19 protein-coding genes and 1 pseudogene are annotated in these 20647 nt (G+C 64.1%); 8 read left to right on the top strand and 12 right to left on the bottom strand.

The window, feature by feature from the left end; translation table 11 throughout:
- Positions 1-14: 14 nt before the first annotated feature.
- Positions 15-434 (top strand): Hsp20/alpha crystallin family protein, encoded by a 420-nt coding sequence (locus BW940_RS08660; protein ID WP_076608806.1) that lies wholly within the window; start codon positions 15-17, stop codon positions 432-434.
- 65 nt (positions 435-499) lie between these two features.
- Here the strand turns inward: BW940_RS08660 and BW940_RS08655 are convergent, their stop codons facing one another.
- Positions 500-922 carry a DUF7522 family protein gene (locus BW940_RS08655; protein WP_076608805.1) on the bottom strand — a complete coding sequence of 141 codons (423 nt, stop codon included), beginning with the start codon at positions 920-922 and terminating at the stop codon, positions 500-502.
- A 229-nt stretch (positions 923-1151) separates the two neighbouring features.
- On the opposite strand from BW940_RS08655, the gene leuS reads away from it, so the two are divergent.
- Both leuS and BW940_RS08645 read left to right on the top strand, forming a co-directional pair.
- Positions 1152-3785 carry a leucine--tRNA ligase gene (leuS, locus tag BW940_RS08650; RefSeq protein ID WP_076608804.1) on the top strand — a complete coding sequence of 878 codons (2634 nt, stop codon included), beginning with the start codon at positions 1152-1154 and terminating at the stop codon, positions 3783-3785.
- 93 nt (positions 3786-3878) lie between these two features.
- On the top strand, positions 3879-4697 hold the full coding sequence (locus BW940_RS08645) for a YqjF family protein (RefSeq protein ID WP_076608803.1): 819 nt from the start codon (positions 3879-3881) through the stop codon (positions 4695-4697).
- A gap of 37 nt (positions 4698-4734) precedes the next feature.
- On the opposite strand, the gene BW940_RS08640 is transcribed toward BW940_RS08645, so the two are convergent.
- The 7 genes from BW940_RS08640 to rio1 form a co-directional block, all read right to left on the bottom strand.
- Positions 4735-5733, bottom strand: coding sequence for an ornithine cyclodeaminase family protein (locus tag BW940_RS08640; RefSeq protein WP_076608802.1), 999 nt, complete (start codon positions 5731-5733; stop codon positions 4735-4737).
- 208 nt (positions 5734-5941) lie between these two features.
- Positions 5942-7603 carry a thermosome subunit alpha gene (thsA, locus tag BW940_RS08635; RefSeq protein ID WP_076608940.1) on the bottom strand — a complete coding sequence of 554 codons (1662 nt, stop codon included), beginning with the start codon at positions 7601-7603 and terminating at the stop codon, positions 5942-5944.
- 216 nt (positions 7604-7819) lie between these two features.
- Positions 7820-9070: an MFS transporter gene (locus BW940_RS08630; RefSeq protein WP_076608801.1), complete on the bottom strand. Its 1251-nt coding sequence runs from the start codon at positions 9068-9070 to the stop codon at positions 7820-7822.
- Positions 9071-9165: 95 nt separating this feature from the next.
- On the bottom strand, positions 9166-10593 hold the full coding sequence (locus tag BW940_RS08625) for a short-chain fatty acid transporter (RefSeq protein ID WP_076608800.1): 1428 nt from the start codon (positions 10591-10593) through the stop codon (positions 9166-9168).
- Positions 10594-10847: 254 nt separating this feature from the next.
- On the bottom strand, positions 10848-11405 hold the full coding sequence (locus BW940_RS08620; RefSeq protein ID WP_076608799.1) for a KH domain-containing protein: 558 nt from the start codon (positions 11403-11405) through the stop codon (positions 10848-10850).
- A gap of 98 nt (positions 11406-11503) precedes the next feature.
- A complete protein-coding gene (locus BW940_RS08615; RefSeq protein ID WP_076608798.1) occupies positions 11504-12007 on the bottom strand; it encodes a metallophosphoesterase in 504 nt (167 codons plus the stop codon).
- A gap of 81 nt (positions 12008-12088) precedes the next feature.
- Positions 12089-12958: a serine/threonine-protein kinase Rio1 gene (gene rio1, locus BW940_RS08610; protein WP_076608797.1), complete on the bottom strand. Its 870-nt coding sequence runs from the start codon at positions 12956-12958 to the stop codon at positions 12089-12091.
- 134 nt (positions 12959-13092) lie between these two features.
- Here rio1 and BW940_RS08605 point away from each other — a divergent pair.
- The 4 genes and pseudogenes from BW940_RS08605 to ligA all read left to right on the top strand — a co-directional run.
- Positions 13093-13266: pseudogene (locus BW940_RS08605) on the top strand (selenium-binding protein SBP56-related protein); the annotation flags it as partial.
- 6 nt (positions 13267-13272) lie between these two features.
- Positions 13273-13650 carry a 2Fe-2S iron-sulfur cluster-binding protein gene (locus BW940_RS08600; protein WP_076608796.1) on the top strand — a complete coding sequence of 126 codons (378 nt, stop codon included), beginning with the start codon at positions 13273-13275 and terminating at the stop codon, positions 13648-13650.
- Between the two features lie 85 nt (positions 13651-13735).
- Positions 13736-14116, top strand: a complete 381-nt coding sequence (locus BW940_RS08595) for a 2Fe-2S iron-sulfur cluster-binding protein (RefSeq protein WP_076608795.1) — start codon at positions 13736-13738, stop codon at positions 14114-14116.
- 66 nt (positions 14117-14182) lie between these two features.
- Positions 14183-16267: an NAD-dependent DNA ligase LigA gene (gene ligA, locus BW940_RS08590; RefSeq protein WP_076608794.1), complete on the top strand. Its 2085-nt coding sequence runs from the start codon at positions 14183-14185 to the stop codon at positions 16265-16267.
- Positions 16268-16524: 257 nt separating this feature from the next.
- Here ligA and BW940_RS08580 read toward each other — a convergent pair whose 3' ends face one another.
- The 4 genes from BW940_RS08580 to BW940_RS08565 form a co-directional block, all read right to left on the bottom strand.
- Entirely contained in the window at positions 16525-17526 is a 1002-nt protein-coding gene (locus BW940_RS08580) for an ArsA family ATPase (protein ID WP_076608792.1), read from the bottom strand.
- Positions 17527-17650: 124 nt separating this feature from the next.
- Positions 17651-18625 carry an ABC transporter permease gene (locus tag BW940_RS08575; protein WP_076608791.1) on the bottom strand — a complete coding sequence of 325 codons (975 nt, stop codon included), beginning with the start codon at positions 18623-18625 and terminating at the stop codon, positions 17651-17653.
- The gene (locus tag BW940_RS08570; protein ID WP_076608790.1) at positions 18622-19554 is read right to left on the bottom strand and encodes an ABC transporter ATP-binding protein; all 933 of its coding nucleotides are present in this window, start codon (positions 19552-19554) and stop codon (positions 18622-18624) included. Before BW940_RS08570 ends, BW940_RS08575 begins: the two co-directional genes overlap by 4 nt.
- 81 nt (positions 19555-19635) lie before the next feature.
- A complete protein-coding gene (locus tag BW940_RS08565) occupies positions 19636-19905 on the bottom strand; it encodes a hypothetical protein (RefSeq protein ID WP_076608789.1) in 270 nt (89 codons plus the stop codon).
- Between the two features lie 29 nt (positions 19906-19934).
- Here BW940_RS08565 and BW940_RS08560 point away from each other — a divergent pair, with 29 nt between their 5' ends.
- A complete protein-coding gene (locus BW940_RS08560; protein ID WP_235847784.1) occupies positions 19935-20633 on the top strand; it encodes a hypothetical protein in 699 nt (232 codons plus the stop codon).
- Positions 20634-20647: the final 14 nt, after the last annotated feature.

The following is a 20647-nucleotide window of genomic DNA, read 5'->3' as shown; positions in this document are numbered from 1 at the left end:
TCGTAGATTTGCGTATGCGAGGAAATCCGTTCGAGGAAATCGAAGAGATGCTCGACCGTGTGAGCAAGCAGGTCGAAGAGGGGATGACCAGCGGCGGGCTGCAGGTTCCTGGCTCCGTCCCGGTCAACGTCGTCGACACCGGCGAGGAGTACCTCGTTACGGCCGATCTGCCCGGTTACGAGACCGACGACATCGAGCTGACGCTCTCGGAAGGGACGTTGCATCTCGATGCTGAACGCGAGGACGACCACGCACACGAGGGTGACCGCTATCTCCGGCGTGAACGAACCCGACTCTCGGTGAGCCGCCGGATTCGACTGCCCGAACCAGTCGAGGAGGAGTCGATCACGGCGGGCCACGAGAACGGCGTGTTGACGGTTCGGCTCCCGAAAGTCGGCGGCGACTCCGAGTCGAAAGCGATCGACATCGAGTGAAAAGGGAACGACGGCGACTGTGCGGCGACCGTCCGCGGTGAACGACTATCGCCGGTCGAAACCGCCTACCGCTTCAGATGTCGTTCGATCGCGGTCGCTGCATCCCTGAACGCCGCGATATTCATACTGTCGGTCGTCAGGAGTACGCCGACGTCACCGACGAGTTTTCTGACGACGAACCCGTTGTCGTGGACTCGGATGGTAAACGAGTACGGGCCGAATTCAATGCTGCCGTCAGACCCCGAGAGCGCGCTGCGGACGGGCGCTTCCACGAACCCGACGGACTCGAGGTCCACAAGCGGTGATTTGGCGCGGCGAGCGGCCTCGTGCGATTCGTAGATGTCCTGTCTGACGTAGAGGACATCGAACTGCGTCGGGGTAAAGTAGATGACGCTGCGGAGTTCATCGCCAAGCCCCGTTCGGGCGATACTGACGAGTTCGTCGGCCAGTGCGGTCGCGATGTCGGTGGTGAATCGTTCCTGACTCATTGCACCGCATAGGTCGCCACAGTGCTCAAGCATTTCGGCTACACAGGACCTGAAACGCCGATATGTCCGGATTTGCGTGCTGTTCGAAGCACGCTCGAGCGGTGAGTGTATCGGATCGCCAGTAGGTATGCAAAGCGGTGGTTCGCCACCGGCCCGTGTTCGCGGTCTCGAGGCAGCGATAGCCGCCTCGCAGTCATTATAAGGAGCGAGTTCGCACGTCTATACAGCAATGAGTGACGCGGGATACGACCATGCAGCGGTCGAACGACGCTGGCAGGAGGCGTGGGACGACGAAGGCGCCTATCGGACGCCGGACGACGTCGACGATCCGACGTACGTGCTCGGAATGTACCCGTACCCGTCGGGTAAACTTCACATGGGCCACGTCCGAAACTACACGATCACGGACGCCTACGCCCGCTACCGACGGATGACCGGTGACGAGGTCCTCCATCCGATGGGGTGGGACGCGTTCGGCCTCCCCGCCGAAAACGCGGCTAAAGAGCGCGACACCAATCCGCGCGACTGGACGTTCGACTGCATCGACACGATGCGCGACCAGATGGAGGCGATGGGCTTTGGCTACGATTGGGATCGCGAAATCGCAACGTGCACCCCCGAGTATTATAAGTGGAACCAGTGGCTCTTCTCGCGGTTTCACGACGAGGATCTCGTCGAGCGCCGGGACGCTGAAGTCAACTGGTGTCCCGAGTGTGAGACCGTCCTCGCCGACGAACAGGTCGAAGGCGAGGCCGAACTCTGCTGGCGCTGTGACACCCCCGTCGAACAGCGCGAACTCGAGCAGTGGTTCCTGCAGATCACCGAGTACGCAGACGAGTTGCTCGAGGACATCGACGACTTGGAGGGGTGGCCGAACTCGGTGCGCCAGATGCAGCGCAACTGGATCGGTCGCCAGCACGGGACCGAACTCGAGTTCGCTATCGAAGGCCACGGCTCGGTCGAGGCCTTCACCACGCGCGTCGACACGATCTACGGCGCGACGTTCTTCGCACTCGCGCCGGATCACCCGATCAGCGAGGAACTCGCCGCGGAGGACGACGCCGTTCACGAATTCATCGAGCACGAGGCAGATCCCGAGGGCGACGAACCGAACGGCGTCGAGACGGGGCTGACCGCGACGAACCCGGTCACGGGCGAGGAGATCCCGGTCTACGTCGCCGACTTCGTCCTCTCGGACGTCGGGACGGGCGCGCTGATGGCCGTTCCCGGCCACGACGACCGCGACCACGCCTTCGCCGAGAAGATGGGCGTCGACATCGACCCCGTCATCGCACCCAGCGAGGACGAGGTGCCGGACGTCAGCGAGGAAGCGTTCACTGACGACGGCGTGCTGGTCAACTCCGGCGAGTACAGCGGCCTCGACAGCGAGACGGCCCGTGAGCGCCTGACGGAGGATATCGACAGTGCCGAGGAGGCAACCCAGTATCAGCTTCGCGACTGGGGGATCTCCCGCCAGCGCTACTGGGGGACGCCGATCCCGGTCATCCACTGCGACAACTGCGGCCCCGTGATGGTTCCCGACGAGGACCTGCCGGTCGAACTGCCCGAGTTCATCAACACGACCGGGAACCCACTCGACGCCGCTGAGGAGTGGAAACAGACGACCTGTCCGGACTGTGGCGGCGAGGCGACCCGCGAGACCGACACGATGGACACCTTCGTCGACTCCTCGTGGTACTTCCTGCGCTACGTCTCTCCCGACAGCGAGGACGTCCCGTTCGACTTAGAGCAGGCCAACGACTGGATGCCCGTCGACCAGTACGTCGGTGGCATCGAACACGCCGTCATGCACCTGCTGTACTCGCGCTTTTTCACCAAGGTCATCGCCGACCACGAAGGGCTCGAGCACCGCGAGCCGTTCACGAACCTGCTCGCACAGGGGATGGTCCAACTCGAGGGCGAGAAGATGTCCAAATCGAAGGGGAACGTCGTCTCGCCCCAGCGGATCGTCGAGGAGTACGGCGCGGACACCGCACGGCTGTTCATGATGCAGGCCGCCCAGCCCGAGCGCGATTTCGACTGGAGTGAGGAGGGTGTGCGTTCGACGTACGCCTTCCTCACGCGGCTGCAGGGGATGGTCGAGGATTATACTGCGAACGAACCCGACGGCGACGACGATGCGATCGCCAGCTACGTCGACGCGGAGATCGACGCGACGATCGCCATCGCGACCGACGAGTACGACGACTTGACGTTCAACAAGGCGCTGCGGGAAACGCAGGATCTGGTGCGGACGCTGCGCCAGTATGTGGACTCCACCGAGCCCCACGCCGACACCTACGAGCGCGGGCTGTCGGCCGTCGTTCGCCTGCTCGCCCCCGTTGCCCCGCACCTGGCTGAGGAGCTTCACGACGCACTCGGCAACGATGGTTTCGTCGTCGACGCCGAGTGGCCGACTGCTAACGTCGATTACGATTACGTCGCGAAACGCCGTCGCTTGGTCGAGAACACGCGCGAAGACGTCCGCCAGATCATCGACATCGCCGGCATCGACGACCCGCAGGCGATCGACGTCGTTATCGCCCCCGACTGGAAGTACGACGCACTCGAGATCGCCATTGAGAGCGACGCACCCAACCTGATCGGCGAACTCATGGGCGAATCCCACATCCGCGAGCAGGGCGACGCCGCCGCCAGCTACGGCCAGGACCTCCAGGCCGAACGCGAAGCGCTGTCGATGACGCTCGAGCCCGACGAGGAACACGCCGCCCTCGAGTCAGCCGCGTGGCTGATCGAACGCGAGTTCGACGCGCCGGTGTCGGTCGTTCGCGCCGACGCCGTCGACGACAGCGTCCTCAAAAACGCCGAACCCGGCCGCCCGGCGATCGAGATCGCCGACTAAGATACAACTACCATCGGTTCTGACAGGCGACTGTCTGATTTATGCTGCTGTCTATCGTGTCGTCTGATACGGCCTCGTGGCTGACTTTCGAGGATGACTGATCAGCACACCCGACAGACACGGAGACAGACACAAACACGAACGGACCCATTCCGATGGACGTTCGCCGACGGGTCGTCACCGAGGGCACCCCACGTCGTGTCGATGACGTGGCGAGATGGGCTGTTCGTCCACTGGCCCGTCGACCCCGACGCGATTCGACCGCACGTTCCTGATCAGTTGACACTCGAGACGCGGGATGGCGATGCGTGGCTAAGCATACTCCCGTTCGTGCTGACGAACGTCGGCATTCGCGGGACGCCGCCGGCTGCCCGAACGGCGGTCGCCGAACTCAACGTTCGGACGTACGTCCGCTATCGGGGCGATCCCGGCCTATTTTTCTTCAGTATCGACGTCGGGAGCCCACTGATCGCCGCCGTGGTCGGTCGAACGACGCGGTTGCCGGTCTATCACGCCCACATGCGGGTCAGTGCCGACGGCGAGGGGGTCTCGTTCTCGAGTACGCGGGGCCAGACTGCCACTGGCGTTCGCCCACGTTTTCACGTCGACCGGAACCCCGCACGCTTTTCGGCGACGTATCGCCCCGACGGCGACGGCTTTGTCCCGGAACCGGACACGCTTGCCCACTGGCTTGTCGAACGGCGTCGGTTCTACGCTGCCGAAGCGAGCGGCATTCTGACCGGCGAAATCGCCCACGACCCGTGGCCCTTGCAGCCCGCCGACGTCACGATCCACGAAAACACCATGTTCGAGGCGAACGACCTCCCGGAACCGACAGCCGATCCCGTGGTTCACTACTGTGACGAACTCCCAATGACGGGATCGATCCTGCGTCGAGTACGCGACCGCTAACTGGCCATGCGCTCCAGCCAGTTCGGCGACCGCCCGCTTAGTTCGAGTCGCCGACGCCAACGAGATCGAACGGATGCCCCTCGCCGGCCTCACGCGCCCGTTCGTAGACGACGTGTGCCGCGGCGACGTCCTGGATCGCCAGTCCGGTCGAGTCGAAGACAGTGACGCCCGTGTCGCTCGTCCGGCTTTCTTTCGAGCCGACGACGATTTCGCCGATCTCAGCGTGGATGTCGTCATCGGTCAACACGCCCTCGTGGTAGGGGACGTTGATCTCGCCGGAGTGGGTACACTGCTCGTGGTCGTCGATGACGATCCGCGCCGCTTGCAGTAACTCGTCGCTCAGTTCGTGTTTTCCTTCCGCGTCGGCACCGATCGCGTTGACGTGGGTGTGCTCGCCGACGTCCTCGAGGCCGACGATCGGATCCTCGACCGGTGTCACCGTCGAGAGCACGTCACAGTGGCCAGCCTCCGAAATCGAGCCGGCGCGGACGTCGAATTCGTCGCCAAACGCCTCGATGAATCGCTCGACGCGGTCTTCGTCCAGATCGGAGACGACGACTTCCTCGATCGGTCGGACCTCGCTGATCGCCTCGAGTTGCGTGTACGACTGGACGCCAGCACCGACGATGCCGAGTGTCGTGGCGTCCTCGACGGCCAGATAGTCGGTGGCGACGGCCGCCGCCGCGCCGGTGCGTTTCATCGTGAGCATCGTCCCGTCCATGATCGCGCGTGGGAACGCGGTCTCGGGGTCGGAGTAGATCATCGTTCCCAGCACGGTCGGCAGGTCGTACTCGGCGGGGTTGTCGGGATGAACGTTGACCCATTTCAGCCCGGCAGCGTCCCAGTCGCCGGTGTCCAGATAGGCCGGCATCGAGCGGAAGTCGCCGTTGTACTGGGGGAGATCGATGTAGGATTTTGCGGGCATCTGCGTCTCGCCGCGTTCGAAGGCCCCGAAGGCCTGTTCGACGGCGTCGATGACATCCGCGAAGGCGGCGTACTCGTCGACATCCTCGCTATCCAATAGAAGCGTGTTCATACTGGCGAATATTGCAAGCGACTACTTAGATGGATCGAATATGATCACTTTCGACAGCGAAGCCCACACGTATGTAGAACGACTACGACTGTTCTCGAGGACGTCCCGAATCTCGAACGACAGCGCAAAAATGAATTCCGGTCGCGGGTCACTTCGTTCCCCGCTCGCTTTCAGCGGTTCTCACTCACTTCGTTCGTTCCGACCGCTCTCACATCATGCCGCCCATGCCGCCGCCCATACCGCCCATGCCGCCGCCCATGCCACCGCCGCCCGGTGGCATCTCTTCGTCGTCGTCATCGTGGGAGACCGCGAGGTCGCCAGCGGCGATGACGTCGTCGATGCGAAGCAGCATCACGGCCGCCTCGGTTGCGGATTCGATCGCCTGGGTCTTCACGCGCAGGGGCTCGTAGACGCCTTCGGCGTCCATATCGATCGTGTCGCCGGTGTAGGCGTCGAGACCGGATGCGGTCTCGCCGGCGTCGTGGTCGGATCGCAGTTCGACCAGCGAGTCGATGGGGTCGAGTCCGGCGTTCTCTGCGAGGGTGCGTGGGATGACCTCGAGGGCGTCCGCGAAGGCCTCGACGGCGAGTTGCTCGCGGCCACCGACGGAGTCGGCGTAGTCACGCAGGGCAAGCGAGAGTTCGATTTCGGGTGCGCCGCCGCCGGCGACGACCTTGCCGTCCTCGAGGGTCGTACGAACAACGCCGAGGGAGTCCTCGATGGCACGGTCGACTTCGTCGATGACGTGCTCGGTGCCACCGCGGAGGATGAGGGTGACGGCCTTTGCGTCTTCGACGTCCTCGACGAAGATGCGCTGGTCGCCAGCGATCTCTTTCTGGGCGACGCTGCCGGCGAAGCCGAGGTCGTCCTCGGAGAGGTCGTCGACCGAGGAAGCGGGCGTCGCGCCGGTTGCGCGGGCGAGCTGGCCCTGGTCGCTTGCTTTGACGCGGCGGACGGCGATGATGCCTTCCTGTGCGAGGTAGTGCTGAGCCATGTCGTCGATGCCGCCGTCGACGAAGACGACGTCAGCGCCGACGTCGGCGACCTGTTCGGCCATCTCGCGCAGCTGGGCTTCTTCCTGCTCTAAGAACTGCTCGAGCTGGTCGGGGTCGGTGACGTTGACCTCGGCGTCGATCTCGGTCTCTTTGATCTCGAGGTCGCCGTCGATGATCGCGACCGAGGCGTCCTCGGCGAAGTACGGCATGCTGTCGGAGACGCGCTCCTTGTCGACGATGACGCCTTCGACGAGCTCGGAGTTCTCGATCGAGCCGCCGACGACCTTCTCGACTTTGATGTTGTCCGTGTCGACACCCTCGTCGTCAGCGACGGACTGAACTGCGTCGACGACCAGCTGGGCCAGCAGGTCGCGGGCGCTCTCTGCGCCTTTGCCGGTCATCGCGGTGGCGGCGATCTGCTGGAGAACCTCGTCGTCGTCGGCTTCGACGTCGATGGCGATCTCCTCTAAGGCCTCGGTGGCCTCTTCGGCGGCCTGTCGATACCCCTGTGCGAGCGTGGTCGCGTGAATATCCTGCTCGAGGAGGTCCTCGGCCTGGCTGAGGAGTTCACCGGAGATGACGACGGCGCTGGTGGTGCCGTCGCCGACTTCGTCCTCCTGGGTCTCGGCGACTTCGACGATCATGTCGGCTGCCGGGTGATCGATCTCCATCTCCGAGAGCAGGGTGACGCCGTCGTTCGTGACGATGACGTTGCCCGTCGAGTCGACGAGCATCTTGTCCATCCCCTTCGGACCGAGCGTGGTCCGTACGGATTCGGCAACGGCCTTGCCGGCCTGTACGTTCATCGATTGTGCGTCTTTGCCGGATGTCCGCTGACTGTCCTCCGAGAGAACGATAAGGGGCTGGTTGCCCATCTGCTGTTGTGCCATAGTCAAGCGAAGGATTGTTTGTGATTCTATATAAACCTTTCGAGAATTGTCGGGTCAAATCACTGTACGAGGGCCCACTCCGGTTGTTCCACCCGGGCGGTTCGTCTATTATTTATATCATTCTTGGTCCCTCCAACGGTGCAAATCGGCGGCGAGCAACTCGCTCGAGGCGGCGTTCCGCCGCTACCGGAGATAGTCGCCTCACGCGCCCTCGAGTCGCTTGGCGGCGACGATTGCCGCTGCGCCGACGACGGCAGCCAGTCCGGCACTGGCGAAGGCGGGGGTGTACGTTCCGAGCACGTCGTATCCAACACCGGCGAGAAACGGGGCGGTGAGTCCGGAGAGGGCAAACGCTCCCGAGATCAGTCCGAACACTGCGTTCAGGTTCTCCCGACCGAACAGATCACCGGTAAGCGGCGCGAGCAGTGCCCCGTTCCCGCCGTAGGCGAGTCCAAAGACGACCGCGAAGGCGAGGAGCGCGGTCGTCGTCTCGAGCGCTGGCAGGGCGAGCGTCGAAACCCCCATCACCGTCGAACAGCCGGCGAAGACGCGAACGCGACCGACGTAATCCGACACGTAGCCGATTCCCACCCGACCGACTGCGTTCGCGCCGCCGATGACCGCGAGCGCGGTTGCCCCGGCGGCTCGAGATAACCCGATATCGGAGGCGTAGACGACGAGATGGACGAAGACGATGTACATCGTCGTGTAGATCAACACCCAGCCGACGAAGACCAGCCCGAACGACGGCGTCCACGCGATGGCGTGGATGTCGGCGAACTGCGCTCCCAGCGATGGCTGCTCACTGCCGTCCTCTCGGCCGCCGTTCGTACTTGTCTCGAGCGCTCGAGGCTCGGCAAACTCTCCGGCTGGAACCGGCTCCGTCGTGGGCTCGTCCCTGATCAGCAGGGTCGCGACGAGCAACAGGACGGTGACGACGCCGGCAAGGACGAGAAACGACGAGCGCCAGCCAACGCGGTCGATAAGCGCGGTCGCCGCCGGCGCGACGACGAGCATGCCAGCACCGAGGCCGGCGGAGGCGACGCCGCCGGCAAACCCTGCTCGCCGGTCGAACCAGCGCGGCACCGTCGCGTACGCCACGACGTAGACGATGCTCATGCCGATTCCCGTGACGACGCCGTAGGCGAGGACGACCGTGAGCCACGTCGTCGCGACACTGGTCCAGAGCAAGCCGAGACAGAGCACGACCGTCCCGAGCGCGAGCATTCGCCGCGTGCCGAGTCGATCGACGAAGACGCCGACGAGAACCGCGCCCATGTAAAGCAACAGTGTCTGGACGCCGAAGGCGATCGTCGTTACGGCGCGCGAGCGGGCGAAGTCCGTCGCCATCCGCTCGAGAAAGACGCCAAAGGAGTAGGAGAGGCCGAAGACGACGAACGTCCCGAGAAAACACGCGCAGACGACAATCCAGCCGTAGTAGGGACGATTCATGGCGAGAGATCGATCGATATCGTGGGTCGAGTGACGTGAATCGAGTGGAACCGGCGAACGCGTCCAAATCGATGCGGGTGGTCAGTTGTGTCGCCCTAGTACGGCACGACGTAGAGCATGACCGCGAGGAACGGAATCAGCAACACCAGCATGGCGATGGCGTAGCCGAACATCTCGCGGGCTTTGATCTTGGTGATCGCGAGCAGCGGGAGCGCCCAGAACGGGTTCAACAGGTTGGTGTGGGCGTCACCGACGGCGTAGGCCATTGTCGCGTGGGCGGCCGGGATGTCGTACGATTGGGCCGCCTCGAGCACCGATGGCCCAAGGACGATCCACTCGCCGCCGCCGGAGGGAACGAACATGTTGGTCACTGCAGCGGCGAGCCAGGCGAAGATCGGGAACGTGGCTGGCGAGGAGATCGTGAGCAGCCCTTCTGCGATCATCTCTGCGAGGCCGGAAGACGCCATAATGCCCTGAATCCCGGCGAAAAACGGGAAGAGCAAGATCACGCCGGCGGCGGCGTTCGAGGCGTCGCCGAAGCGCTCCCGGTAGAGCTGTGGACGCGTGTAGATCGCGATACCGGCCATCAGGAACGCGAAGTTGACGACGTTGAGATTGAGCGCGTCGAGGCCGAGCGTCGCGAACGTGTAGCCGACCATCACGAGCCCGGCCAGCGCGATCAGCCCGCCCATGAGCCGGCTGTTGTTGATCCGCTCTGCAGGCACCTGTGGTTCGGGCTCGGTTTCGGTCGACTCCTCGGCGTCGGCTTTCAGGTCACCGCCATCGGTACTCGTCTCGAGCAGTTCGGACTCGGGGATGTATTCCGTGATTCCCCGCGACCGTTCCGGCGCCGGACTCAGCAGGTAGAGGACGACCGCAGCGAAGGCGATCGAGAGGGCCGTGAGCGTCAGCGCGTACGGATGCAAGATCGTCTCGGAGGTGGGGATGGTCCCCTCGAGCAGTCCCATCTCGATGAACTCGTTGCCCTCCGTGGCGAGCAACAGTGGCGCGGACCCGGAGAGCCCCCAGTGCCAGGTCAGTCCAAGCCCCATGTAGCCCGCCACACACAACAACGGGTAGTGGACGGCGATCCCGTTTTGATGGGCTGTCTTCCCCATCTCGCGGGCGAAGATCGCGCCGATGATCAGCCCGAGCCCCCAGTGTACCCAGGCGAGTGCCATCGACACGACGCCGACGAGGACGACCGCCTGCTTCCCGCTCGAGGGCAACTGGCTCAATCGCTGAAGGCCGGCGTTGACCCGTGGGTGGTAGGCGACAACGAACCCCGTCATCAGGATGAGCACCATCTGCATCGCGAACGTCAGAAACGCCCAGAACCCGTCGTACCAGAACTCGACTGCCTCGAATACGCCCGCATCCGTCCCGACGACGGCGGCGATGTAGACGATGTACGTGAGGATAATAGCAAACAGGAACGGGCTGGGCATCCACCGCTCGACCCAGGTAGCCATGACGTCACCCATCCGCTCGAGTGCTGATTCATCCGTGGCACTTGATGTCATATCTGCCGATCACAGTACTAGTATATAAATATTGATTATACACCTTTAGGAAATGGGGTGAATTACCAGTTCCCTCACTAGTGGATACTGAGAGATATAGCCGGTGTTCGACCGGACAGTTGCCGAGACTCGAGGGATTCGTACTGCTAGCCACTAAGCAGTGTGTTCGTTGACAGCTACGCCATCGGCCGAGAAGAGAGAGTGACGGTTCGAGTGAGGCGTCCGGTCTCAAGTCGAAGGCAGCGAGTGCTCGATCAGGACTGGCCGCCGGGGAACCGGTGGTACTCCATGCCCTTGTGTTTCATCTCGTTGTGCTTGTCTTCGAGGAACGAGTAGACGGTGCCGTGTGGAGCGCCATCCAGCAGCATCTCGGCTGCGGTGCGGACGACGTCGACCTGTTGTGGCGTGCCAATCGTCCCGAGCGTCGAGCCGTAGATGACGACGTCGGCACCCGTCAGGTCCTCCATGAGTTCACGCGTGCGACCGCCCTCGCCGATGAGGCGGCCTTTCTTGCGTTTCATGTCGTTTTTATTTCGTGCAGCGGCATCGATATCGACGAGATCGAACATCATCATCTCGTCCTCGAGCAGTCGCAGTGCCGCGTCGGGTGCGAAGCCGCGACCGATCGCACGGACGATGTCGGGGGCCTTGAGTCCGAGTACGGGATCGCCGACGGTGTCGACGGCAACGGAGCCGTTCTCCGAATCGATGTCGAGTCGAACCTCGGCTTTCGATTCGATTTCGCGCATCGTCTCGCCTCCTTCGCCGATAAGAACGCCGATGCGGTCCTGCGGAATCTTCACGTGTTGCATACAGCACGATACTTGCTGGGCGAGGTTAAGCGCTTGGACCGACGCCGCTGTGGGCCACGCGGGGTGTCCCCAGGGATCGTGTCGATGAACTCCACCAGCTACGCGTCAACGGATCGGAACCGGACCGACTCCGAGCGCGTATCCACGATCGCGACCGTTCGGTCGGCCTCGGAGCCCGGAAGGACGTGTGCGCCGGGGTTGAGAACCGTCGTCCGTCCCTCCGCCGACAGCTCTCGCTCGTGGTGGTGGCCGTAGCAGACGAAATCAAACGTCTCGCCGGCTGTAATCGCCTCGACCTCCGCTTTAGACTCGCCGTGGAGGACGGCAAACGAGAGCCCATCGAACTCGAGGCTCGCGAATCGGCCGTGGAGTTCGCTCTCGCCGTCCAGCGTGTCGAACGCCGACTGCAGATTGGCGACGTCGCCGTCGTTGTTCCCGAGCACGCCATGGAGTTCGAACTGCCTGAAGTAGTCGATCATCAACGGCGCGATGAAGTCGCCACAGTGGATAACGATCTCGACGCCTTCCGCCTCGAAAATCTCGGTTGCGCGTTCGATCGCCGCGACGTTGTCGTGGGTGTCCGCGATGATTCCAATGTGCATATCGTGGTTCGCGGTGGCAAGCCACTAAGCCGTTCGGGAGTCGTCGAGTCGAGCGCGGTATCCGTCGCGGCCCGGGCGATCTTACTCCCCCGAGGGGTCTGGCTCCGGGTCCGTAACGAACTCGAGCAACTCGTCTTCGGTCACCTCGAGTCCCTGTCTCGAGAAGAAATTCGCCACGTTCCGGCAGTCACGCTCTAAGAACTCCCGGCTGTTGGGGTGGTGAACCGTCACCGCCTGGCCGAGGTCGATGATCACGAGCTGGCCCTCGTCGAAAATGACGTTGTACTCGCTCAAGTCGCCGTGGATCAGCCCGGCCGAGTAGAGCCGACGCATGTACTCGCGCATGACCTCATAGGCAGTCTGGGGGTTCTCGATGTGGACCTCACCGAGGCGTTTCGCGCGACCCTCGGCGTTGCCGATGTACTCCATGACAAGGACGTTGCGCTCGGTCGCAAGCGGCTCTGGAACGCGGACGCCGGCCGCTTTCGCCCGCTCTAGGTTCGCCAGTTCCTTTTTGGTCCAAGCGAGGACGACGTCTTTTTTCTTGCCGCCAAGCCCCTCGAATCGGGGGTCCCCCTCCAAGTAGTCACGCATCTGCCGGAAGTTCGACGCGTTGATCCGGTAGATCTTGACGGCGACCTCGCGGCCGTCGCCCTGTGCGAGATAGACGTTGGCCTCTTTGCCCGTCGAGAGCGGGCCGCCGAAGGCCTCGACGTAGCCGTCCTGGACGAGCTTGTACAGCGCCGCCAATGTCGCATCGTCGAACACCGACTGTTCGACTTTGAACTGGTCGGCGTCTTTGATCCGCTCTTCGAACTGCTCGAACTTCCGATCGCGCTTGCGGGCGATTCGGTCGGCCTCGGTCTCTGAAACGTTGATTTCCTCCCACTCGTCGCCCGGCGTCTCGACCTCCTCGAGGTCGACCAGCCCGAATTCCGTTCCCTGTCCCATCTACCACGACGTACGGACTCGGGCGGGTAAAGTACTGGGTATCGTTCAGCCCGGATCGACTGTCGGGCGTTCGCGTGCCGTCAGGACGAAATCAGCGCTGGCGGTCGAAACGCCGGATTCGAACTCGCCTATCCGAGGAAGGCGAGCGCGGCTCCGTGATGCTGAAAGCCGACGTCGATCCGCGAAACGGCACGCTCGAGTTAGACGAGGACTTCCTCGTCGACTGGGGCGAGTGCCCGGCGGGACCGGCCCGCGCCCACGAGATCAGGTGGCCCGACGGCGACTGCACGAGCGACGTCTGGCAGTAGCTCCGAATGGCGAGCTACGACATCACCCTCGAGTGGGTCGGCGGTCCGACGCGGACGGTCGACATCAGTGAGCGCGAGACGGTGCTCGAGGCGGCACGACAAGCGGACGCGCCGTTGCCGTACGGCTGTCGAACCGGCGCGTGTGGAACCTGCGTCGGGCGGCTGCTCGCGGTCGACAGGACGGCGAGTGTCGACGTGGACGCAACCGAGGACCCGATTGACGTCGCGGACGCGTTCGCCTACCAACGCGAGCCGCGGGCGTTGAAACCCCGACACCGCGACGACGGGTACGTGCTTCTGTGTATCGCGACGCCCGAGACGGCCCGTCGGGTCGCTGTCGGCTCGCAGGTGCAGTCCGAACTGGTCGACAACCCCTGGAAGTGAGCGGCGCGCACAGCCTTTTCTCGCTGTCCGTCCTAGAATCAGGTGTGACGCTCCTGGACGAACAACTGCGAACGAGGATCGGGCGATGACAGGCCACGACGTGACCCTCGAGTGGCCAGATGGCCGACGCGATACCGTGACGGTCGAGCCTCGAGAGACGGTGCTCGAGGCGGCCCTGCGAGGGGGAGTTCGGTTGCCCTATGACTGCCGAAAGGGGACCTGCACGGCCTGTGTCGGCAGACTCCGCTCGGTCGACGAGGACGATTCCGACGCCGAAACGTCGGCGGAGAGCGCGTCGATCGACGCCGCCGCGGCGTTCGACTACCGACGCCAGCCCGAGGCCCTGACGGAACGCGAGCGAGCGGACGGCTACGTCCTGCTGTGTATCGCCATGGCGCAGGCTGACTGTCGCGTTGCGGTCGGGCCGATGGTTCGTGCCGAACTCGGCGACAGTCCGTGGGGGTGAGCGTGTCCCCCGGGTCGGCCGACTGCAATACTGTTAACGGGCCGGCAACGTAACCCTCGAGCACGAATGCCCGCTGGCGACGCGACTGTGGACGAAGACAATCCGTATCTCCGGACTCCGCCGACCGAGTTCGAGCCGCTCGAGGACCTCTCCGAGGACGAAGCCCGAGAGCAGGTCGAACGCCTCCGTGAGGCTATCCGCGAACACGACCGTCGATACTACGTCGAGAACGAGCCAATCATCGCCGACCGAACCTACGACGCGCTCTTTACGCGGCTGCAGGATCTCGAGGACGCCTTCGACCTCGCTCATCCCGACAGCCCCACCAGAAGCGTCGGCGGCGAACCGCTCGAGTCGTTCGAGACGGTTGAACACGTCGCGCCGATGCTGTCGATCGATGCCAGTGGCGAGCCCGACGACGTCCGGGAGTTCGACGACCGCGTTCGCCGCGAGATCGGGCCGGTCGACTACGTCTGCGAGCCCAAGTTCGACGGCGTCTCGATGGCGTTCGTCTACGAGGACGGTCGCCTCGAGCGCGCCGTCACTCGCGGCGACGGCCGCGAGGGCGACGACGTCACCCGAAACGCCCGCACCATCGGCTCGGTCCCGGGGCGACTCCACGGCGACCATCCCGATTTCCTCGCGGTCCGGGGCGAGGTCTACATGCCGAAAGACGCCTTTCAGGCCCACAACCGCGAGCGCATCGAACGCGGCGAGGAGCCCTTTGCGAACCCCCGAAACGCGACTGCCGGGACGATTCGGCAGCTCGATCCGAGTATCGTCGCCGATCGCCCGCTCGAGGTCTTCTTCTTCGACGTCCTCGAGGCGAGCGAGCTCGAAGACAGCCATCGTGAGGAACTCGAGCGTTTTCCCGAGTTCGGGCTGCGAGTCAACGACCGCGTCGAGGTCGTCGACTCGATCGACGACGCCATCGACTACCGCGACCGCATGCTCGAGATCCGTGACGACCTGAACTACGAGATCGACGGCACCGTCATCAAGGTCGACGACCGCGAGGCCCGCGAGGAACTGGGCCGGACCGCTCGCCACGACCGCTACGCGTACGCCTACAAGTTCCCCGCCCGCGCGGAGATCACGCCGATCGCCGACGTGGCGGTCCAGATCGGCCGGACGGGGCGAGTGACGCCCGTGGCCCTCCTCGAGCCGGTCGACGTCGGCGGCGTCACGGTCTCGCGGGCCAGCCTCCACAACCCCGAGGAGATCGCCGAAAAGAACGTCAACGTCGGCGACACCGTCCGTGTCCAGCGGGCCGGTGACGTCATCCCCTACGTCGAGGAAGTCGTCGAGAAGTCGAGTGAGGGTCATTACGAACTCCCCGAGCACTGTCCCGTCTGTGACAGCGCTATCGAACGCGACGGGCCGATGGCGTTCTGTACCGGCGGGCTGGCGTGTGACGCCCAACTTCGGCGCTCGATCGAGTACTACGCGAGCAACGACGGCCTCGATCTCGAGGGCCTCGGCGAGAAGAGCGTCCGCCAACTCGTGGCTGCGGGCTTGCTCGAGTCCGTCGCGGACCTCTACGAACTCGACGCCGAAGACCTGACCGAACTCGAGGGCTGGGGCGACACCAGCGCCGAGAACCTCCTGTTGGAGATCGAGGCCAGCCGCGAGCCCACCCTCGCTGACTTCCTTTCTGCACTGGGGATCCCCCACGTCGGCCCGACGACGGCCCGCGAACTCGCCCGTGAGTTCGCCAGGTTTGAGGCCGTCCGCGAGGCTGCCGACGCCGATCCCGAACGACTCGAGGGTGTCGACGACGTCGGCGAGACCGTCGCGGGGCAGATCCACGACTTCTTCGCCAGCGAAGCAAACGCCGCGGCCGTCGACGACCTGCTCGAGCACGTCTCGCCACAGGAATCCGACCTCGAGCGCGGCGGCGACGACCTTGAGGGACTCACCTTCGTCTTCACAGGCTCGCTCGAGGGCGTCACCAGAAGCGAGGCCCAGGACGTCGTGGAAGCCCACGGCGCGAACGCGACGAGTAGCGTCTCGGGGAACACGGACTACCTCGTCGTCGGCGAGAACCCCGGCCAGACGAAACGCGACGACGCCGAGGCGAACGACGTGCCGATCGTCGACGAGGACGAGTTTCGCGAGTTGCTCGCGGATCGCGGGATCGACCTCGAGTAACCGGTTCGAACGGAGTAGCTGGCTCGAACGGGACGTTCAGTAGCCGAGATCGAACACCGGACTGATCGCTAACCGGCCTACCATCGTGATCAAAAAGGCGAGCGGACACAGCACGAGGACTGTTTCTCGATATTGCCAGCGCATCACCGACGTCCCCACTTTCCTGTGGAAGCGGATGCGGATAGGTAACCTTCGCGATTCGAGGAAAATGCGTGAGACGAACACACGTGACCGACGCTGCGAGCGACCGTCGATCCCTACGGGGGGAGTTCGGCGGCGATCGCTCCCACTGCCTCGAGGCCCTGTACCTCGCCTTCCCGTTCGGGAAGCGTGACGACCTCGAGGCCGGGGAACGTCTCCCGGATCTCCGCGAGGCGTTTCTCGTGGCGCTCGTGACGGGACTGACAGCGCGAACAGTCGTCGTCAGGCGCTTCGAGCACCTGATTGACGACGAGGCGGTCGACCCGCACGCCGGCCTCGTGGAGCGTCTCGACGAGGCGTTCGGACTCGGCGATGGCCATTTTCTCGGGAATGAGCACCACGCGGAACTCGGTGCGCTCGGGGTCGACGAGCAACTCGCGAGCGCGCTCGAGACGAGCCTGAAACGCCTCGAGACTCTCCTCTTCGTCGTCGCTGCGGCCAGTCATCATCGACATGGGGCCGAACACCGCCGACTTGGCCGCGGTGCCGATCCGCTGGGCCTGCCCGCGCAGCGACTGGAGCGTCTCGAGTGCCGGGCCGATCGCGTCGGGCATATCGAACAGTCGGAGGGTGTGGCCCGTCGGTGCGGTGTCGAAGACGACGGTATCCCACTCGCCCGAGTCGACGTACTCGACGAGCAGATCCAGCGCCGCGAGTTCGTCGCTGCCCGCGGGCGCGCCCGAGGCGAAGATTCGCTCGACTTCCTCGTCTCCGAGTCTGATGCCAGCGCTGCGGAGGTCTCTGGCTAACGCCCGTGCCAGCTTTTCGTAGCGTTCCTGTTGCGTCTCGGGATCGATCTCGACGGCCCACAGACTGCCGGCCTCGTCGAGTTCGAGGTCGCCAGTCTCGCCCGCCTCGAGGCCGGGTTCGTCGCCAACCTCGAGTCGCTGTGGGTCGCTTCCGAGGGCGACCTCGAGCGAGTCCGACAGCGAGTGGGCGGGGTCGGTCGAGACGACGAGCGTCTTCCGGCCCGAGTTGGCGAGGCGAACACCGGTGGCCGCTGCACAGGTCGTTTTTCCGACGCCGCCCTTGCCGCCGTAAAAGATGCAGTCGGTCATTGCCTCGAGTACGACCCGCCAACACCTAAACGAACGGCCTGTTCGCAGGGAATGTTGTCGCTGTCGACCGGTAGCGGTGGCGTGGCTCGAGACCGACCGAAACTGCGAGGAGAACGGTTAATGGTTAGAGGTCGACGCGGTCGAACCGATAGAGCGCGATGGCGATCGGCACGACGATCCAGAGCAGGAGGATAATAAAGGAGAACCAGTTTTGCAGGTAGAACGGCACGTCACTCGAGAACCACACCTCCGGATAGGACGTGCCGAGTTCGCTGCTGCCGGTCGAACTGAGGACCGTAATCGCGTTCTGGAAGGCGTTGCCCGGATCGATCGTATCGATGAACAGCGCCCAGTCGGGCAGTCGGTCCATCGGTATTTGCTGTGTCGTTCCATCCGGTCCCGTGACCTCCTGCGTGTAACTGACCCCCTCGATCGTGCCGCGGTTCATCAGGATCTGGAAGACGGTCTGGATCGCGTTCCAGACGATATAGAACAGGATGAAGACGCCGAACATCGCCGCACCGGCAATCGTCGTCGACCGCGTGACCGACGACAGCGAGACGGCAATGCTCGTGTAGGCGAGGCCGTAGATGATCGCCATCACAAGCAGGCTCACGTAGTCGACGGGGTCGAAGCTTCCGAGCAGCGCCGCGACGACGATCGCTGCGAGCGCGAACCCGACGATCAGCGACACCGAGAGCACGGCCGAGCGGCCGATGAGTTTCCCAAGCAGGACGTCTTTTCGGGAATGGGGCAACGAGAGCAGGATCTTGATGCTGCCCGTCTCGCGCTCGCCGGCGATCGCTTTCCAGCCCAGTATCAGCGCGATTAGCGGAATCACGAGTCGCGTGATCTGGCTGACGAAGAGGACGAGTGCCTCCGTCGTCACGCCTTGCTGGGCGATTTCCTCGCCGAAGTACGAGATCGTCCCCGTGACCGCGACCAACAGGACAAAAAAGAAGATGCTCAGTCCCCAGAACATCCACGAGCGGACCGCGTCTTGGAAGTCCTTTTTTGCGACCGCACGGACGCTCTCGAGATTGATCGAACTCGAGGGTGAGGTCGTCTTCCCGCTCCCAGTGGCGGTGTCGGTGCTCATCGGGCTTCCACCTCCGTGCTCGTATCGGTAGTGTACGACTGGAAGACGTCCTCGAGTGACGCTTCGGTCGTCGAGAAGTCCTGCACGTCGATGCCTCGATCCTCGAGCGTCGAGAGGACGGTCGTTTTCGAGCCGTCGACCTGCACGACGAGCGTCGGCGGGTTCTGTCCTTCGACGGTGGCGCCGCCGACGTCGGGAAGCGAGCGCACTGCCTGGAGCGCGTCGTCGTTGATCCGGTCGACCGTGACCCGCAGGCTCGTCCCGCCGCCGACGGAGTCACGAAGTCCGGAAACGGTGTCGACGGCGACCATCTCGCCGTCGCGTAAGATGCCGACTCGATCACAGACCGCCTCGACCTGCTCCATAATGTGACTCGAGAAGAACACCGTCGCGCCGCGGGCGCTCTCCTCGCGGACGATCTCGCGCATCTCGCGTGCGCCGTTGGGGTCGAGGCCGGTGGAGGGTTCGTCCAGGATCAGCAGTTCAGGCTCGCCAACGAGCGCCATCGCGAGCATGAGCCGCTGGGACATCCCTTTCGAGTAGCCGCCGGCCTTTTTGTCGATGGCGTCGCGGAGGCCGACGCGCTCGAGGAGGGCTTCGGGGTCGTCGTCGGCCCCTTTCGAGTCGATGGCGAACTCGAGGTGTTGGCGGGCCGTCAGCCGGTCGTACGTTTCGACACCTTCGGGGAGGACACCGGTCCGCGAGCGGATCTCGCGGCTGTGGGCCTGGGCGTCGAGCCCAAGCACTGTTACCTGTCCGGCGGTCGGCCGAATAAAGTCGAGGATCACGTTGATCGTCGTCGACTTGCCGGCGCCGTTGGGACCAAGGAAGCCGAACACTTCGCCTTCTTCGACCTCGAAGGAGAGGTCCGAGAGGGCGAGCGTCTGGCCATAGGACTTGGTCAGCGTATCGACGCTGATAGCTGGCATGGCTGTGTGGTCACGGCGTTCACCGATAAGAGTTGTTACTTCGAAATGATAATATTCCGCTAAAAAATGAGGAACAAACGGCTATATTGGGTCGTCCGGATCGTACCGCTCGGCGGTCCGTTCGACCTCGTTCGCGTAGCGTTCTCTGGTCTCCGCGTCGGGTACTGGCTCGAGGTCGGCCTCGGGGATCTCCGTGGCTGCGGTGACCGCTGGACCGGTTCGGAGCGCCGTCGACGAGCGCTGTCGTTGCTGGTAGCGCGAGCCGTCGGGCGTCGCGTAAACGATCGTCACGAAGTCCCGGTCGCCGAACTCGCGTTCGACGAGCCAGCACTCTACCGTCGAGTCACTCATACCCGGCCGTTGTGGACCGACAGTTGAGAATGTACCGTGTCCGTGTCGCGTTCGCAGTCCGTGAGGGTCGCCGCGAGGTACTTGCGGCGCGACGACGAATCCCGCTTTCGATGAGCGGGTCCTGGAGCGAGCACGTCGACGAGTTGCTGTTCGACGGCGAGCGCGAGCGCCAGCGTATCGCCCTCGAGGCCGCGACGGTCGTCGTCACGAACCACCGGGTGCTCGTCTTTTGGGCCGGTGGCGACGGGCCGAGCTACCGTCACGCCGACCGGCCGAACGTCACTCGTGTCTCCGTCGACGTCGAGAGCGAGCCGAGACGCCTGTTCTGGATGACTGTCGCGCTCTTTCTCGGAACCGGCCTGCTGCTGGTCGCGACGACGACTGACTTCGCGGCCGCCGTCGGCGGCGTCGAGCTCGGTGGCGGCGGGCTCTCGGGGGTCGCTGCAACCCTCCTCGGAGTCGTCGAAACGCTGCTGGTCGTGTTCGACATCACCCTCATCGTGGTTGGCGTCAGCCTGTTGCTCGTCGCCGCCGTGTTCTCCGCCCGGTACGCCCGGTCGCGCTCGCGCCAGCTCGTGTTCCGAATCAGCGGCGACGACGATATCGCGGTCCCGGTCACCGACGCCGATCTCGAGGCCGGGCGGCCGGAAACGCTCGAGGCCGCGATCGGGCCCGAATCCACGTCTGACACGGCTGGTACTGCGACCGCAGCCGAGGAGTCAGGCTGAAAGTCCTCGCGGTC

This window comes from Natronorubrum thiooxidans, from assembly GCF_900156475.1.
In the GTDB taxonomy this organism is placed as follows: Archaea; Halobacteriota; Halobacteria; order Halobacteriales; family Natrialbaceae; genus Natronorubrum; species Natronorubrum thiooxidans.
Note: the sequence above shows the minus strand (reverse complement) of the source record. Positions and strands in the feature narration are given on the sequence as shown.

Excerpts from the sequence above, each read along its gene's own strand:
- leuS (WP_076608804.1), top strand. The coding sequence starts at position 1,152 with ATGAGTGACGCGGGATACGACCATGCAGCGGTCGAACGACGCTGGCAG.
- BW940_RS08600 (WP_076608796.1), top strand. The coding sequence starts at position 13,273 with ATGGCGAGCTACGACATCACCCTCGAGTGGGTCGGCGGTCCGACGCGG.
- BW940_RS08580 (WP_076608792.1), bottom strand. The coding sequence starts at position 17,526 with ATGACCGACTGCATCTTTTACGGCGGCAAGGGCGGCGTCGGAAAAACG.
- BW940_RS08565 (WP_076608789.1), bottom strand. The coding sequence starts at position 19,905 with ATGAGTGACTCGACGGTAGAGTGCTGGCTCGTCGAACGCGAGTTCGGC.
- BW940_RS08625 (WP_076608800.1), bottom strand. The coding sequence starts at position 10,593 with ATGACATCAAGTGCCACGGATGAATCAGCACTCGAGCGGATGGGTGAC.
- BW940_RS08615 (WP_076608798.1), bottom strand. The coding sequence starts at position 12,007 with ATGCACATTGGAATCATCGCGGACACCCACGACAACGTCGCGGCGATC.
- BW940_RS08645 (WP_076608803.1), top strand. The coding sequence starts at position 3,879 with ATGACTGATCAGCACACCCGACAGACACGGAGACAGACACAAACACGA.
- rio1 (WP_076608797.1), bottom strand. The coding sequence starts at position 12,958 with ATGGGACAGGGAACGGAATTCGGGCTGGTCGACCTCGAGGAGGTCGAG.
- BW940_RS08560 (WP_235847784.1), top strand. The coding sequence starts at position 19,935 with ATGTACCGTGTCCGTGTCGCGTTCGCAGTCCGTGAGGGTCGCCGCGAG.
- BW940_RS08570 (WP_076608790.1), bottom strand. The coding sequence starts at position 19,554 with ATGCCAGCTATCAGCGTCGATACGCTGACCAAGTCCTATGGCCAGACG.
- thsA (WP_076608940.1), bottom strand. The coding sequence starts at position 7,603 with ATGGGCAACCAGCCCCTTATCGTTCTCTCGGAGGACAGTCAGCGGACA.
- BW940_RS08595 (WP_076608795.1), top strand. The coding sequence starts at position 13,736 with ATGACAGGCCACGACGTGACCCTCGAGTGGCCAGATGGCCGACGCGAT.
- BW940_RS08655 (WP_076608805.1), bottom strand. The coding sequence starts at position 922 with ATGAGTCAGGAACGATTCACCACCGACATCGCGACCGCACTGGCCGAC.
- BW940_RS08640 (WP_076608802.1), bottom strand. The coding sequence starts at position 5,733 with ATGAACACGCTTCTATTGGATAGCGAGGATGTCGACGAGTACGCCGCC.
- BW940_RS08660 (WP_076608806.1), top strand. The coding sequence starts at position 15 with ATGCGAGGAAATCCGTTCGAGGAAATCGAAGAGATGCTCGACCGTGTG.
- BW940_RS08630 (WP_076608801.1), bottom strand. The coding sequence starts at position 9,070 with ATGAATCGTCCCTACTACGGCTGGATTGTCGTCTGCGCGTGTTTTCTC.
- BW940_RS08620 (WP_076608799.1), bottom strand. The coding sequence starts at position 11,405 with ATGCAACACGTGAAGATTCCGCAGGACCGCATCGGCGTTCTTATCGGC.
- BW940_RS08575 (WP_076608791.1), bottom strand. The coding sequence starts at position 18,625 with ATGAGCACCGACACCGCCACTGGGAGCGGGAAGACGACCTCACCCTCG.
- ligA (WP_076608794.1), top strand. The coding sequence starts at position 14,183 with ATGCCCGCTGGCGACGCGACTGTGGACGAAGACAATCCGTATCTCCGG.